Here is a 14,237-nt window from a genome sequence, read left to right on the forward strand (position 1 = left end):
CTCCGGCGGCTCCTGCTGGCCGGCCGCCGCGCCGCGGGGCCGCCGGGCCCCCGCCGTGTGTTTGCGCCCCCCCCCCCCGGGCGCGGCCCCCACCCCCCCCCCCCCCCGCCCCTCTTCGTTGTGCTCGCTCTTCGGCGGGCGCTGCTACGCGTCGGCGGGCGCCGCTAGGCGCCGCCGGTGTGCACGCTGAACGCCGAGCGGCGGGCCGCCCGCGCCACGCCCGGATCCGGATGCACGCTCGAGACCGCCGACAGCACCGAGGCCGCCCGCGGGTGCCCCGACTGCCGGGCCCGGGCGAACAGCCGCACCGGATCGCCCGCCGCGGCGCCCTCGACGTGGCCCACCAGCAGCTCCGTCTCGCCGTGGTCCAGCACCGCCGCCGCCGTGTCCACCCACAGCCAGGCCGCGTCCTCCGCCCCCAGCACGTCCGCCGGCGAAACCCCCTCGTCCGAGCGCTCCGCCAGCCACAGCAGCGCGTACGGGCGCAGCACCGGCTCGTCCACCGACCCCCGCACCGCCTGCTCCGCCGGGCCGCCGGCCACCCGCAGCGCCTCGAAGGCCAGCCCGCGCACCAGCGCGTCGTCCCCCTGCGCCGCGTCCAGCAGCTCCGCCACCGCCCGATCGGCCGGACGGGCCGCCACCCAGGCGCGGAACTCGGCCCGCGCCGGGCCCGGCGAATAGTCCGCGCAGGCGTTCAGCAGCTCGAAGGCGCTCTGCTCGATGTGCCCGGCCGCGGTCTGCGCGACCGTGCAGATCTCCTCCAGCTTCGCCCGCACCGCCCAGTGGCCCAGCGGCGACAGCTCGGCGGCCTCGTCCCTGCGGACCACGGCCCCGACGGCCGCCAGGCCGTCCAGCATCCAGTCCAGGACCGCGGCCACGTCCGCCGGCGACGGCGGGGTGTCGATCTGCGGCTCCCGGCACGTGCCGCGGACCGCCGACACCGCCGAGGCGGCGTGCGGCACGGGCGACAGGCCCGAACCGTCCGTGCCACCCACCCGGCGCTCGTCCAGACCCCGGCGCAGCAGCTCCAGCAGTTCGCCGTCCGACACCGGACCGGCCACCAGGTGCAGGAACGACAGCAACTGAGGTGCCTGGTCCACCGCCTGGCCGGCCAGCACCGCGAACACGCCCCGCAGGGCGGCCGGCGGCACCGGGGCCAGCAGCGTCCAGGCGTCGAACAGCGCCGACCAGCCGCGGACCACCGCCTCGTCGTCGTGCTCCCAGGCGTGCAGGCGCCAGCCCGGGACCGCACCGCCGTCCCTGGCCTCCACCAGGCCGACCAGCAGTGCCTGCCCCCACGCCTTGGCGGCGGCGCCGACCGTCATGGCCAGCGCCCGACCCGCCGCACGGGCGTCGTCGGGCAGCAGCTCGCCCCGCTTGTCGACCTCTTCCAGGTCCCCCGCCCAGCGGGCGATCCGGACGGCGTCCACCAGCATCCGGCGGGCCAGCGGCGCCAGCTCGGCCGGCGCGGGGAAGCCCTCCGGTACGGGAACCCTCCCCCGACCGGGCGCCGCAGCGGGCCCTCGTCGGCGGGGTACCCCGGCCCCGCCCGGCTTGCCGGCGGCGGGCCGGTGGGCCGTACCGGGGAGACGGGTCACCGTCGCACCAGTACCGATCGTCGGAGGGAGCGGGGCATCACGGTCGCGCGGATTCCGAGACGTCACGTCGAGCAGTCTTCCCCTTGTACCGGCCTTCTGTCACATCCGGTTGGCTGTACGGACGGGCGGCCGTCGACGGCGCCTCCCCAAGATCGGGCAACAATCGGGCAACAGAGGCAAACCGCCTGGCCGGAAACAGGTGGCGGGGGCATGCCATCCCGGCTCAACCCTTGCGGCGGCGGTCGCGCTACCCGCCCGACCGGTCACACTCCGTGGCTGACGGGTGAGGTCCGGGTTTCGTACAGAGGCCCTGTCGGTGTGACTTCTCGTGCGGGGGGGCTGGGTTCAGAGAAGGGGGGTGAGCCAGCGGCGGAGGAGTTCGGTGTAGTGGGTGGGGGCCGAGTTCCAGAGGGTGGCGTGGTCGGCGCCCGGGAAAGGCCGGAGGCTGACCACGCCGGGGCGGGCGGCGGCGAGGCGCTCGGCGGCGCGGAACGGGGCGACCTGATCGTCGGGGCTGTGCAGGAGGAGGGTGGGGACACGCAGGTCGGCGCCCTCGGCGATGCGGCTGAAGTCGGCGAGGTCGACGCCGGTGCGGCCCTCGGCCGCGAGGGCGCCGAGCTCGGCGGCGGCGCCGGTGTAGCCGGCCCGGGCGGCGCCGCGGCGGGCGGTGGCGGGCAGGTCGAGGACCGGCGAGTCCAGGACGAGGCCGCTGATGGCGTGGGCCCAGGCGGAGCGGGAGGCCGTCTGGAGGGCCATGGTGGCGCCGAGGGACCAGCCGTACAGGATGACCCGGCCGGCGCCGCTGTCGAGGGCGAGCCGGACCGCCGACTCGACGTCGCGCCACTCGGTCTCGCCGAAGTGGCCGAGCCCGTCCGGCGAGGCGGGGGCGCCCTGGTCGCCCCGGTAGGTGACGGCGAGGGCGGGCAGGGCGAGGCGGTCGAGGACGGGGAGGACCGGGAGGGTCTGCTGCCGGTCGGCGCCGGGGCCGTGGACGAGGATCACCCAGGTGCCGCGTTTGCCGTCGAGGCGCCAGGCGGGGAGCGCGCCGAGTTCGCCGTCGGCGGCGGTGTCGGTGAAGGGGAGGCCGAGCGCCTCCGTGGGGTCGCCGAGGTGGACGCGGGGGGTGAAGCGGACCTCGGTGCCGGGGGTGAGGGTGCCCCGGTCGGCGCGGACGAGGCGGCGGGTGACACCGTTCTCGTCGCTGTGCAGGACGTCCTCGACGACGGCGTGGCCGTGGTCGTCCCACTCCACGGCCCATCGGCCGGGGCGCAGGCTCTCGGGGCGGCGGTTGAAGGTGATCCGGCCCGCGGCGAGGCTCCGCACCAGGACGGGGCCCGACTCCCGGACGGCGCTCGCCGGGTGGACCAGCCGTTCGGAGGCCCGACGGCCGATCACCAGGACGGCGGCCCCGGCGCCGACGACGGCGGCCGCCACGACGGCCGCGGTTCCCCAACGCATATCGCTCCCCGCTCTGCTGGTCTTGGCTGGTCTTGGACCGGACGGTGTCCGGGCGGTGTCCGGGCGCTGCTCGGACGGTGTTCGGGCACCAGTTCACCGGGGGGCCGCGCGGGCGGCCACCGGGCTGGGCCGTCCGGGGTACGGCGGGGCGTCGGGCAGGGCGGGGCGTCAGGCGGGCGGGGCGTCGGGCGGGGCGGGCCTCGGGCGGGCGAGAACGGCACCGGCGACAGGGCTCCGAGGTGTGACCAACCCCTCCGTGACCTCGGTTGACTCCCGGTTCGGCCGCGTGATGGGATCCTGGGGCCAAACGGAGGCATGCAGAGGAAGCCGGTGCGAGTCCGGCGCGGTCCCGCCACTGTCACCGGGGAGCACGCTCGGAACATTGCCACGGCGGACCGTCAGAAGCCGCTGGAAGGCCCGGGGGTGCGTCCGACCCGGAAGCCAGGAGACTCTCGCCCCCGGTACGTCGATCCAGGGCGCGGACCCTGAGTGAGGACACGCACGCGATGCAGGCTGCCCCGACCCGCCGGACCCGACGCGGCCTTCCGCCGAACCCGCCGTGCGCCCGCTGACCCGCGCCGCCGCGTTCGCGCTCGGCGCCGCCGCGGGCTTCGCCGCGGACGCCCGCTTCGCCGACCCCCGGCGCGGCCACCCGGTGGCCGTCTTCGGCCGCGCGGCGACCCGGCTGGAGCGGCGGGTGTGGCAGGACGACCGGGTGGCCGGCGCCGGGTACACGGCGCTGTGCGTGGGCGCGGTCGCGGCCGGCGCGGTGGCCCTGGACCGTACGGTGGGCCGGCGTCCGCTGGGCCGGGCCGCGCTGGCGGCCGCCGCGACCTGGACGGTGCTGGGCGGCACCTCGCTGACCCGGGAGGCGCGCACCATCGGCCGGTCGCTGGCCACGGGCGACCTGACGGCCGCGCGGGAACGGCTGCCGCACCTGTGCGGGCGGGATCCGAGCGCGCTGGACGGGCCGCAGATCGCCCGCGCGGTGGTCGAGTCGGTCGCCGAGAACACGGCGGACGCCGTGGTGAACGCGCTGGTCTGGGGCACGCTGGCGGGCACGCCGGGGCTGCTGGCGTTCCGCGCGGTGAACACGCTGGACGCGATGGTCGGCCACCGCTCGCCGCGGTACGCCCGGTTCGGCTGGGCCTCGGCCCGGCTGGACGACGTGGCGGGCTGGCCGGGCGCCCGGCTGACGGCGCTGCTCACGGTGGCCGCCGCGCCGCAGCCGAAAACGGCCTGGCGGGTCTGGCGGCGGGACGGTTCGGCGCACCCGAGCCCGAACGCGGGCCAGGCGGAGGCGGCCTTCGCGGGCGCGGTGGGCGTCCGGCTGGGCGGGACCCTCCAGTACGGGGAGCGGGTGGAGCACCGGCCGGTGCTGGGCGCGGAGTTGCGCCCGGTGACGGTGGACGACATCGAGCGGGCCTGCGTGCTCTCCCGGCGGGTGGGCGCGCTGGCCCTGGGTACGACGGTCGCGGGGCACGTCGCGCTGCGCTTGCTGACGACACGGTGGAGGGGAAGGGCATGAGCAACGCACTGCTGGTCGCCGGGACGACCTCGGACGCGGGCAAGAGTGTGGTGACCGCGGGCATCTGCCGCTGGCTGGCCCGGCAGGGGGTGCGGGTCGCGCCGTTCAAGGCTCAGAACATGTCGCTGAACTCCTTCGTCACCGCCGACGGCGCCGAGATCGGCCGGGCGCAGGCGATGCAGGCGCAGGCGGCCCGGGTGGAGCCGGAGGCGGCGATGAACCCGGTGCTGCTGAAGCCGGGCGCGGACGGCCGCAGCCAGGTGGTGCTGCTGGGCCGGCCGGTCGCCGAGGTGGGCGCGCTGGACTACCGCGAGCGCAAGCCCGTCCTGCTGGAACGGTCGCTGGAGTGCCTGGCGGATCTGCGCCGCCGCTACGAGGTGGTGGTCTGCGAGGGCGCCGGTTCGCCCGCCGAGATCAACCTGCGGGACCGGGACATCGCCAACATGGGCCTGGCGACGGCCGCCGGGCTGCCGGTGGTGGTGGTCGGGGACATCGACCGCGGCGGCGTCTTCGCGGCGATGTACGGGACGCTGGCGCTGCTGTCGGCGCAGGACCAGCGGCACGTGGCGGGCTGGTTCGTCAACAAGTTCCGCGGCGACGCGCGGCTGCTGGCGCCCGGCCTGGACATGCTGCACGGGCTGACCGGCCGTCCGGTGCTCGGCACCCTGCCGATGCTGCCGGGCCTGTGGCTGGACGCCGAGGACTCGCTGGACCTGTCCACGGTGGTGGACCGGGTCGACGGCCGCGGCCCGCTCGGGGCGGACGTACTGCGGGTGGCCGTGGTGCGCTTCCCCCGACTGTCGAACTTCACCGACCTGGACGCCCTGGCGCAGGAGCCCGGCGTGCTGGTGCGCTGGGTGACCCGGCCGGAGGAACTGGCCGACGCCGACCTGGTGGTGCTGCCCGGCACCCGGGCCACCGTGGCCGACCTGGCCTGGCTGCGCGAACGCGGCCTGGAGCCGGCGCTGAAGGCGCGGACGGCGGCCGGGCTGCCGGTCCTCGGGGTGTGCGGCGGCTACCAGATGCTGGCGCGCGGGATCGAGGACGAGGTGGAGTCCGGGGCCGGCTCGGTCGAGGGCCTGGGCCTGCTGCCGACGCACGTGCGGTTCGGCGCCGAGAAGGTGCTGGCGCGCCCGGTCGGCACGGCGTACGGGCAGCGGGTCGAGGGGTACGAGATCCACCACGGGGTGGTGGCCGTGGAGGGGGGCGAGCCGTTCTTCTCCGATGACGACGGGCACGGCCTGGACGGCTGCCGGGTCGGCCCGGTGTGGGGCACGACCTGGCACGGCGCGCTGGAGAACGACGACTTCCGTCGTGAACTCCTGCGCGAGGTCGCCGCGTTGGCGGGCCGGGCGTTCGTGCCGGCGCCGGACACCTCGTTCGCCGAGGCGCGCGAGGCCCGGCTGGACCGGCTGGGCGACCTGATCGAGGAGCACGCGGACACCGACGCGCTGTGGAAGCTGATCGAGGGCGGGGTGCCGGCGGCCGGATCGCTGCCGTTCCTGGCGCCCGGGGCACCTGGGGAGTATGCATGAGTGACGTCCGCTATCCGTTCACCGCGATCGTCGGCATGCCCGACCTGCGGCTCGGCCTGCTGCTCAACGCGGTCTCGCCAGCCGTGGGCGGCGTGCTGGTGCGCGGCGAGAAGGGCACCGCGAAGTCGACCATGGTGCGCGCGCTGGCCGGCCTGCTGCCGACCCTCGCGGCCGTCGACGGCTGCCGGTTCGCCTGCGACCCGTCCGCGCCGGACCCGCAGTGCCCGGACGGGCCGCACGACCGCCCCTCCGCATCCGAACGCCCCGCCCAGCTGGTCGAGTTGCCGGTCGGCGTGGCCGAGGACCGGATCGTCGGCTCGCTCGACCTGGAACGGGCGCTCGCCGAGGGCGTCAAGGCGTACGAGCCGGGGCTGCTCGCCAAGGCGCACCGCGGCGTGCTCTACATCGACGAGGTGAACCTGCTCCAGGACCACGTCGTGGACCTGCTGCTGGACGCCGCCGCGATGGGCCGCTCGTACGTCGAGCGCGAGGGCGTGTCGGTGCGGCACGCCGCCCGCTTCCTGCTGGTCGGCACGATGAACCCCGAGGAGGGCGAGCTGCGGCCGCAGCTGCTCGACCGGTTCGGCCTGACCGTCGAGATCGCCGCCACCCGGGACCCGGCCGAGCGCGCCGAGGTGGTCCGCCGCCGGCTCGGCTACGACGCCGACCCGGCCGGCTTCGCCGCGCGGTTCGCCGCGGACGAGCAGGCGCTCGCCGAACGCATCACCGCCGCCCGGGAGTTGCTGCCCAAGGTGGAGCTGACGGATATGGCGCTACGTCAGATCACCGCCGTGTGCGCAGCGTTCGAGGTGGACGGGCTGCGCGCCGACATCGTGATGGCCCGCACCGCCGTCGCGCTCGCCGCCTGGGACGGGCGGACCGAGGTGCTGGAGGAGGACGTCCGCAAGGCCGCCCAGCTGGCGCTGCCGCACCGGCGCCGCCGCAACCCCTTCGACGCGCCGGGGCTGGACGAGGAGCAGCTCGACCGGACGCTGGAGGAGCACGCGCAGCCGGAGGAGCCCGCGCAGCCATCGGAGCCCTCCGAGCCCTCGGAGCCCGAGGGGTCCGGGGAGCTCGGAGGCTCAGGAGAGACCGAGGGCGACGGGGACGGCGAGGGCGACGGCCCCGAGGACGACGGTCCCGGCCCGGACGGCGGCCCCGGCGGCGGCCCGGACGGCGGCGGAGCCCCCGAGCCCACCTCCGGCCCGCAGGCATCGGCCGCCGAGCCGGACGAGCCGCTCCAGCAGCCCGTACCGGCCCAACACCCCGCCCCCGCCCGGGAGTCGGCGCCGGTCGCGGCTGGCGACCCGTACCGGACCAAGCTGTTCACCGTGCAGGGCACCGGCCACGGCGCCCAGGGCCGCCGCTCCCCCGCCGAGACCACCGGCGGGCACACCGTGCGCGCCCGGCGCCCCCAGGGCACGCTCAGCCGCCTGCACCTGACCGCCACCTTGCAGGCCGCCGCGCCGCACCAGGCGGCGCGCGGGCGGGCCGGCCGGGCGCTGGTGCTGCGCAAGGACGACTTCCGCGAACAGGTCCGCCAGGGGCGGGAGTCCAACCTGGTGCTGTTCGTCGTCGACGCCTCCGGCTCGATGGCCGCCCGGCAGCGGATGACCGCCGTCAAGGGCGCCGTGCTGTCCCTGCTGATGGACGCCTACCAGCGGCGCGACAAGATCGGCATGATCACCTTCCGGGGCGCGGACGCCGAACTGGCGCTGCCGCCGACCTCGTCCGTGGAGGTCGGCGCGGCCCGGCTGGAGTCGCTGCCCACCGGCGGCCGCACCCCGCTGGCCGCCGGCCTGCTGCGCGCGCACGAGGTCCTGCGGGTGGAGCGGCTGCGCGACCCGAGCCGCCGCCCGCTGCTGGTCGTGGTGACCGACGGCCGGGCCACCGGCGGGCGGGACGCGCTCGCCCGGTCGCAGCGCGCGGCTGGACTGTTCGCCGCGCAGGGCACCGCCAGCGTGGTGCTGGACTGCGAGTCCGGCCCCGTCCGGCTCGGCCTCGCCCGCACCCTGGCCGGACTGCTCGGCGGCACCGCCGTCAGCCTGGACGAGCTGCGCCCCGAGGGCGTCGCCTCGCTCGTCCGCGAGAACCGCCACGACGGCCGGCGCGACAGCCGCCATGAGAACCGTCGTGAGAACCGTGCCACCACCATGCGAAAGGCGGCCTGAGCCGACATGCCCAAGGGTGTCCCCGAGAGCGTCCCCGACGACGGCCTGACGACCCGTCAGCGCCGCACGCAGCCGATCACCGCCGTGCACACCGGCCCCGGCAAGGGCAAGTCAACGGCCGCGTTCGGCATGGCGCTGCGGGCCTGGAACCAGGGCTGGCCCGTCGGGGTGTTCCAGTTCGTGAAGTCCGCCAAGTGGAAGGTCGGCGAGGAGAACGCGCTGCGCGTGCTCGGCGCCTCCGGCGAGGGCGGCACGGTCGACTGGCACAAGATGGGCTCCGGCTGGTCGTGGATCCAGCGCTCCAGCGAGATGGAGATGGACAGCGAGGCGGCCGCCAAGGAGGGCTGGGAGCAGGTCAAGCGCGACCTGGCGGCCGAGACCTACCGCTTCTACGTGCTGGACGAGTTCACCTACCCCATGCACTGGGGCTGGGTCGACCCGCAGGAGGTCGTGTCGGTGCTCAAGGACCGCCCGGGCAGCCAGCACGTCGTCATCACCGGCCGGTACGCACCCGAACCGCTGACCGAATTCGCCGACCTGGTCACCGAGATGACCAAGGTCAAGCACCCCATGGACGCCGGCCGCAAGGGCCAGCGCGGTATCGAGTGGTAGACCGTTGAGCACTGCCGGCAGGCCGTTGGCCGCCATCCCCCGCCTCGTCATCGCCGCACCCTCCTCGGGCGCCGGCAAGACCACCGTCGCCACCGGCCTGATCGCGGCGCTCGCCGCGCGCGGACTGGCGGTGTCCCCGCACAAGGTCGGCCCCGACTACATCGACCCGGGCTACCACGCGCTCGCCGCCGGGCGCCCGGGCCGCAACCTGGACGCCTTCATGTGCGGCCCGGAGCGGATCGCCCCGCTCTTCCTGCACGGCGCGGCGGGAGCGGACGTCGCGGTGGTCGAGGGGGTCATGGGCCTGTTCGACGGGGCCTCCGGGCGGGGGGAGCTGGCCTCCACCGCGCACGTCGCCAAGCTGCTGCGGGCGCCCGTGGTCCTGGTGGTGGACGGCTCCTCGCAGTCCCGGTCGGTGGCCGCGCTGGTGCACGGCTTCGCCTCCTGGGACCCGGAGGTGCGCCTCGCCGGGGTGATCCTCAACCGGGTCGCCTCCGACCGGCACGAGCAACTCCTGCGCGAGGCCCTGGAGGAGGGCTCGGGCGTGCCCGTGCTGGGCGCGCTGCGCCGCTCCACGACCGTCGCCACGCCGTCGCGCCACCTCGGGCTGATCCCGGCCGTGGAGCGCTCGGCGGAGGCCCTGCGTGCCGTCGCCGACATGGGTGAACTCGTCGCCGCCTCGGTCGACTTGGACGCCCTACTCGAACTCGCCCGGACGGCACCGGAGTTGACCGCCGAACCGTGGAGCCCGTCGGCCGAGGTCGACCCGGTGGCCGGCACGCCGCGGATCGCGGTCGCGGGCGGCGCCGCGTTCTCCTTCTCGTACGCCGAGAACGCCGAACTCCTCACCGCCGCAGGCGCCGAGGTCGTCCCCTTCGACCCGCTGCACGCCACGGCACTGCCCGACGGCACGGCCGGCCTGGTGATCGGCGGCGGCTTCCCCGAACTGTACGTCCGGGAGCTGAGCGGCAACACGGCACTGCGCGGGGCCATCGCGGCGTTCGCCGCCGGCGGCGGCCCGATCGCCGCCGAATGCGCCGGACTGCTCTACCTGGGGCGCGAGTTGGACGGCCTGCCGATGTGCGGCGTACTGGACACCGGCGCCCGGATGACCGAACGGCTCACCCTCGGCTACCGGGAGGCCGTCGCCCTGCACGACTCCCCGCTCGCCCGGACCGGCACCCGGGTACGCGGCCACGAGTTCCACCGCACGGTCTGCGAACCGGGCGCGGGCGAACACCCCGCCTGGGGCTGGCGCCTGCCCACCGGCCCCCGCACCGAGGGCTTCGCGGGCAGCCACGTCCACGCCTCCTACCTGCACCTGCACTGGGCCGGAGCCCCGTCCCTGGCCACCTCCTTCGCCTCCGCCGCAGCCGCCCACCAGGCAACCCCCGCGAACCCCACGTCACCGTGAGCCACGGCGGCGGCCCTGCGGCGGCAGGGCCCGAGGGCCAAACGCCCGTCCGCTACGCCTCGGTGTCCTTCGGATGCCTGGGCGAGGCATAGACGAGGTGGACGACGCGGGCCGCCTCGTCCACCACGTACCGCACCCGGCCGCCGGCGGTCACCTCGTACTCCCACTGCGGCAGCTCGACACCGCCGAACACACGGGCGGCCAGCCGGCCCCGCAGCCGGTGCTGCCGATCCGGATCTCCCGTGGACAGGGGGTTCGCCCGGAGCGCCTCGAAACAGCGGCGGGCGTTCCCGGCCGCCTCCGCACACAGCTCTCCCCACCCCTTGGCAGCCTCCGTCGTACCGAATCGCAGCCGCCACTCCGCCCCGACGGGCGGGGGCGGCACATCATCACCGCGCTTCGGGCTCACGGCTCGATCACCTCGCCGTGATCGTCGCCGGGCAGGGGCCTGGCGAGCTCTGCCGCCAGCTCCGGGTCCGCCAGCACTCTCGCGGTGGCGCGCCACTCGACTATCACCCGGTGCAGATTGGCGTGCACGTCCAGGTCCACGGCATCGCGCGTCGCGTCCACGAGGTCGACGACGAACTCGCGCACCTCATCGGCCGACAGGTGCCGGACCCAGGGGAAGACGGCGGGGAGGGCCAAGAGCACCGCCTGCGTGCCCTCATCGCTGCTGATCAACGCGGCGAACAGGCGAGCGGCGACATCCGCGGTCTGCTCGCGCTGACGGTCGTGACGCTCGGTGGTGAGGTACAGGTCCTCCCCGTCGCGACGCGTGACGTGCACGCGCTGGACTCGCTCCACACTGTCCGCGACGCGCTTGGAGTTCTTCGAAAGATCGGAGAACGACACGGTGAGAGTCGACATGGCTCGACGCTAGTTCGGAATACGTTCCGAAGTCAATCGCACGGGCCGCCCGGCCGCGCCCTGCCCGTCTCAGGACGGGCCGTTGCCGAAGGTGCCGGTCAGGGGGTCGGGGCGGTCGGGGCGGTGGCAGGTGGCGCAGCGGAGGCGGGTGTAGATCGCCACCGGGCCCATGAAGACGTCCTCGCGGCCGTCCGCCGGGGAGGCGGAGGCGGCCGGCCCGCCACAGTCCAGGCAGGCGCGGCGGGGGCGGGCGGCGATGGAGCAGGCGCGGCAGAGCAGGTGGGTCGGGTGTTCGGCGTGGACGACCACGGGCTGGGGGCCGCCGTCGAGCAGATGGACGCACCACGTGCAGGACTCGTCCACCTGCGCCGCCAGCATCCGGGCCCTGGTCTCCTGCTGCCACCTGGCGGCCTTCTGCACCGGGACCGTCACCGGCGGCCCCCACCCGGCGGCACTGAGCCACTGGGCCCCCTCCGCCCCTGCCGCCCGCAGCTGGTCGTCGACGGCGATGTCCCTGGGGGTCTTGTCCTTCATGGGCTCCTCCTCCGGTGCGGTTCCCGCCGGGTTAACGCCACCGGGGAGGCCGTGGACACGCGAACTGCCCGACCACTACGGCCACCTGCCGCTGCCGCCGCCCGCGCACGCCCGGACCGACCGTCACCGCGGGGCCCGCCCCGGCCCCCCAACGTACGCCGAAGCGCCGGGCCGCGCGGCGGTTCAGGCACAGACGCCGGGGCGCGCTCAGCCCAGCAGGGGCTCGGTGTCGCCGTGCGCGATGAGGAGCTTGCGCAGCAGGGTGTCGAGTTGGGCGCGCTCGTCGGCGTCGAGGCCCGCGAGGATGTGCTCCTCGTTGCGGACGTGGCCGGCCAGCGCCGCGTCGATGAGGTCCTTGCCGGCCGGGGTGAGGCGGACCAGCACGGCGCGGCGGTCGTCGGGGCAGGGGTTGCGTTCGACCAGGCCCTTGGCGGAGAGACGGTCGACCCGGTTGGTGATGGCGCCGGAGGTGACCATGGCGGCCTTGAGGAGGGCGCGGGCGTTGAGCTCGTAGGGTTCGCCGGAGCGGCGCAGGGTGGCCAGGACGTCGAACTCGGAGGAGTCCAGGCCACAGGAGCCGAAGTACTCGCGCAGGGCGCCGTCGACGCGAACGTTGAGGCGTCGCAGCCGGCCGATCAGGCCGATGGCCTCGGTGTTCAGGTCGGGGCGGGTCCTGGTCCACTGCTCGACGATCTCGTCGACGGTGTCGCGCTGCTGCATGGCCTGACGCCTCCTCGGTTGCCGCTCGCCGCGGCTCACGGCTGGACTGGCAGGCAACTATCTTAACATTCACATACCTGACGTTCACTCACCCAGGGGCGTACTAATTATCTCAACGTTCAGATAATCAACGTTGAGGGGGATGTCATGGGTGGAACACGCGCAGGAGTGGCCGTCACGGCGGCACTCGCCCCGGCGGCCTGGGGCACGACCTACCTGGTCACCACAGAACTCCTGCCCGAAGGCCGTCCACTGCTGCTCGCCGCCCTCCGGGCCCTCCCGGCCGGACTGCTCCTCCTGCTCATCGGCCGCAAACTGCCCAAGGGGCGCTGGTGGGGGCGCGCAGCCGTGCTCGGGATGCTCAACATCGGGCTGTTCTTCCCGCTCACCTTCGTCGGCGCCTACCGCCTGCCCGGCGGCGTCGCCGCCACCATCGGCGCGATCCAGCCGCTGCTCGTGACCGGCCTCTCGATCGGCGTCCTCGGCGTACGGCCCGGACGGCGGGCACTGCTCGCAGGGCTCGCCGGCGTCGGCGGCGTCGCCCTACTGGTACTGAAGAGCGGCGCACGACTGGACGGCACCGGGATCACCGCCATGGTCGGCGCGATCGCACTGATGGCCACGGGCACCGTCCTCACCCGCCGGTGGGGCCGCCCGGAAGGGGCCACCCTGCTCGACCTGACGGCCTGGCAGCTGCTCGCCGGATCACTGTTCCTCGTCCCGCTCGCGGCCGTCGTCGAAGGCGCGCCGCCCGCACTCAGCGGCGCCAACCTCGCCGGGTTCGCCTACCTCGGGCTGTTCAGCACCGCGCTCGGCTACGTCCTCTGGTTCCGCGGCATCGACCGCCTCGGCGCCGGACCGGCCTCCTTCCTCGGCCTGATCAACCCGGTCGTCGCGACCGTGGGCGGCCTCGTCGTCCTCGGCCAGACCCTCACCCGCTGGCAACTCCTCGGTCTGCTGCTCGCCCTCGGCGCCATGCTCGCCGGCCAGGCCCCCACCCGAAAGCCCACTCCCGCTCCCGACCCCGACACCGCCACCGTCCCCGACGCCCCCACGCTCGCCCCGGCCACCCGCTGACCACCGACCGCCCGGACAAGGAACACACCATGCACTACGTCCTCATCACCCGCACCGACCACACCCCGGACGCCGCCCTCGGCCACTACCTCGCCAACGTCGGCGCCACCATGGAGCCCTACCAGGGCCGCCTGCTCGCCTTCGACACCCCGGCCCGCCTGGAAGGCGAGACCGCCTACACCAAGACCGCCATCCTCGAATTCCCCACCGCGGCCGACGCCGACGGCTGGTACCACTCCCCCGCCTACCAGGCCCTCGCCACCTGGCGCATCACCACCATGGGCCACCCCGTCACCATCACCACCGTCCCCGGCCTACCCGCCTGACCCACCCCCGCCCCCACCCACCAACACACCGCAGCCCCGCCGGTCCCCCCCGGCGGGGCCCGGCTCGTCAGCGGCACCCGGCGGGCTGCACCCTCAGCCGGTGGCGCGGATGTAGATGTCGGCGGCGCCCGGGGCGGCGCCGGGGATGGTGGCGACGTAGATGCGGCGGGTGGTCTGGGGGTGGGTGGGGGGCGGGGTGGGGGTGAGGGAAGGGGTGGGGGTAGGCGTCGGGGTGGGGGTTGGGGTCGGGGGGAGGGTGACGGAGGGGGTGGGCTCGAGGGTGTCGTCGTCGAGGTCCGGGGTGGGGTCGGCGTCGGGGTCGGGTTCGGCGTCGGGGTCGGCGGGCGGGTGGGGCGGGGGGGGTGGGGGGGCGCGCCCCCCGGGGGGGGGGGGGGGG

14 protein-coding genes and 1 riboswitch are annotated in these 14,237 nt (G+C 75.5%); of the genes, 7 read left to right on the plus strand and 7 right to left on the minus strand.

The features are described 5' to 3' along the window. Positions 1 to 164 precede the first annotated feature (164 nt). Positions 165 to 1,598 (minus strand): hypothetical protein, encoded by a 1,434-nt coding sequence (locus ACFV6I_RS15005; protein WP_244293475.1) that lies wholly within the window; start codon positions 1,596 to 1,598, stop codon positions 165 to 167. 345 nt (positions 1,599 to 1,943) lie between these two features. After that, complete coding sequence (locus ACFV6I_RS15010) at positions 1,944 to 3,056, minus strand: alpha/beta hydrolase family protein (RefSeq protein WP_380425517.1); 1,113 nt, start codon at positions 3,054 to 3,056, stop codon at positions 1,944 to 1,946. 319 nt (positions 3,057 to 3,375) lie between these two features. Beyond that, a riboswitch (cobalamin riboswitch) is annotated at positions 3,376 to 3,508 on the plus strand. Between the two features lie 107 nt (positions 3,509 to 3,615). Here ACFV6I_RS15010 and ACFV6I_RS15015 point away from each other — a divergent pair. Genes ACFV6I_RS15015 through ACFV6I_RS15035 form a run of 5 tightly spaced genes read left to right on the plus strand, consistent with a single transcriptional unit; the run spans position 3,616 to position 10,316 of the window. Then, positions 3,616 to 4,584, plus strand: coding sequence for a cobalamin biosynthesis protein (locus ACFV6I_RS15015; protein WP_380425519.1), 969 nt, complete (start codon positions 3,616 to 3,618; stop codon positions 4,582 to 4,584). Continuing rightward, on the plus strand, positions 4,581 to 6,119 hold the full coding sequence (locus ACFV6I_RS15020; RefSeq protein ID WP_380425521.1) for a cobyric acid synthase: 1,539 nt from the start codon (positions 4,581 to 4,583) through the stop codon (positions 6,117 to 6,119). Before ACFV6I_RS15015 ends, ACFV6I_RS15020 begins: the two co-directional genes overlap by 4 nt. Beyond that, a complete protein-coding gene (locus ACFV6I_RS15025; RefSeq protein ID WP_380336210.1) occupies positions 6,116 to 8,290 on the plus strand; it encodes a putative cobaltochelatase in 2,175 nt (724 codons plus the stop codon). The genes ACFV6I_RS15020 and ACFV6I_RS15025 overlap by 4 nt, the downstream gene beginning before the upstream one ends. A 6-nt stretch (positions 8,291 to 8,296) precedes the next feature. Further along, complete coding sequence (gene cobO / locus ACFV6I_RS15030; RefSeq protein ID WP_380425523.1) at positions 8,297 to 8,902, plus strand: cob(I)yrinic acid a,c-diamide adenosyltransferase; 606 nt, start codon at positions 8,297 to 8,299, stop codon at positions 8,900 to 8,902. Positions 8,903 to 8,927: 25 nt separating this feature from the next. Next, on the plus strand, positions 8,928 to 10,316 hold the full coding sequence (locus tag ACFV6I_RS15035; protein WP_380425533.1) for a cobyrinate a,c-diamide synthase: 1,389 nt from the start codon (positions 8,928 to 8,930) through the stop codon (positions 10,314 to 10,316). 52 nt (positions 10,317 to 10,368) lie between these two features. On the opposite strand, the gene ACFV6I_RS15040 is transcribed toward ACFV6I_RS15035, so the two are convergent. The 4 genes from ACFV6I_RS15040 to ACFV6I_RS15055 form a co-directional block, all read right to left on the minus strand. Beyond that, a complete protein-coding gene (locus tag ACFV6I_RS15040) occupies positions 10,369 to 10,725 on the minus strand; it encodes a type II toxin-antitoxin system RelE/ParE family toxin (protein ID WP_380425525.1) in 357 nt (118 codons plus the stop codon). After that, positions 10,722 to 11,183: a prevent-host-death family protein gene (locus ACFV6I_RS15045; RefSeq protein WP_380425527.1), complete on the minus strand. Its 462-nt coding sequence runs from the start codon at positions 11,181 to 11,183 to the stop codon at positions 10,722 to 10,724. The genes ACFV6I_RS15040 and ACFV6I_RS15045 overlap by 4 nt, the downstream gene beginning before the upstream one ends. Before the next feature lie 69 nt (positions 11,184 to 11,252). Continuing rightward, positions 11,253 to 11,717 carry a hypothetical protein gene (locus ACFV6I_RS15050; protein WP_380379949.1) on the minus strand — a complete coding sequence of 155 codons (465 nt, stop codon included), beginning with the start codon at positions 11,715 to 11,717 and terminating at the stop codon, positions 11,253 to 11,255. Between the two features lie 207 nt (positions 11,718 to 11,924). Further along, on the minus strand, positions 11,925 to 12,437 hold the full coding sequence (locus ACFV6I_RS15055) for a MarR family winged helix-turn-helix transcriptional regulator (RefSeq protein WP_380336198.1): 513 nt from the start codon (positions 12,435 to 12,437) through the stop codon (positions 11,925 to 11,927). Between the two features lie 147 nt (positions 12,438 to 12,584). On the opposite strand from ACFV6I_RS15055, the gene ACFV6I_RS15060 reads away from it, so the two are divergent. Together ACFV6I_RS15060 and ACFV6I_RS15065 are read left to right on the plus strand one after the other, a co-directional pair. Next, entirely contained in the window at positions 12,585 to 13,514 is a 930-nt protein-coding gene (locus ACFV6I_RS15060) for an EamA family transporter (protein WP_380425529.1), read from the plus strand. Positions 13,515 to 13,543: 29 nt separating this feature from the next. Beyond that, positions 13,544 to 13,840 carry a DUF1330 domain-containing protein gene (locus ACFV6I_RS15065; protein WP_380336192.1) on the plus strand — a complete coding sequence of 99 codons (297 nt, stop codon included), beginning with the start codon at positions 13,544 to 13,546 and terminating at the stop codon, positions 13,838 to 13,840. Positions 13,841 to 13,933: 93 nt separating this feature from the next. On the opposite strand, the gene ACFV6I_RS15070 is transcribed toward ACFV6I_RS15065, so the two are convergent. Beyond that, the coding region (locus ACFV6I_RS15070) for a hypothetical protein (RefSeq protein ID WP_380425531.1) at positions 13,934 to 14,237 on the minus strand (304 nt) is incomplete at its 5' end.

Origin of the sequence: Kitasatospora sp. NPDC059803 (genome assembly GCF_042732255.1) — a bacterium.
Classification (GTDB): domain Bacteria; phylum Actinomycetota; class Actinomycetes; order Streptomycetales; family Streptomycetaceae; genus Kitasatospora.

What these genes read in the sequence shown, in the direction of transcription:
- ACFV6I_RS15060 (WP_380425529.1), top strand. Translation starts at nt 12,585, where the DNA reads ATGGGTGGAACACGCGCAGGAGTGGCCGTCACGGCGGCACTCGCCCCG.
- ACFV6I_RS15065 (WP_380336192.1), top strand. Translation starts at nt 13,544, where the DNA reads ATGCACTACGTCCTCATCACCCGCACCGACCACACCCCGGACGCCGCC.
- ACFV6I_RS15050 (WP_380379949.1), bottom strand. Translation starts at nt 11,717, where the DNA reads ATGAAGGACAAGACCCCCAGGGACATCGCCGTCGACGACCAGCTGCGG.
- ACFV6I_RS15020 (WP_380425521.1), top strand. Translation starts at nt 4,581, where the DNA reads ATGAGCAACGCACTGCTGGTCGCCGGGACGACCTCGGACGCGGGCAAG.
- cobO (WP_380425523.1), top strand. Translation starts at nt 8,297, where the DNA reads ATGCCCAAGGGTGTCCCCGAGAGCGTCCCCGACGACGGCCTGACGACC.
- ACFV6I_RS15055 (WP_380336198.1), bottom strand. Translation starts at nt 12,437, where the DNA reads ATGCAGCAGCGCGACACCGTCGACGAGATCGTCGAGCAGTGGACCAGG.
- ACFV6I_RS15025 (WP_380336210.1), top strand. Translation starts at nt 6,116, where the DNA reads ATGAGTGACGTCCGCTATCCGTTCACCGCGATCGTCGGCATGCCCGAC.
- ACFV6I_RS15010 (WP_380425517.1), bottom strand. Translation starts at nt 3,056, where the DNA reads ATGCGTTGGGGAACCGCGGCCGTCGTGGCGGCCGCCGTCGTCGGCGCC.
- ACFV6I_RS15045 (WP_380425527.1), bottom strand. Translation starts at nt 11,183, where the DNA reads ATGTCGACTCTCACCGTGTCGTTCTCCGATCTTTCGAAGAACTCCAAG.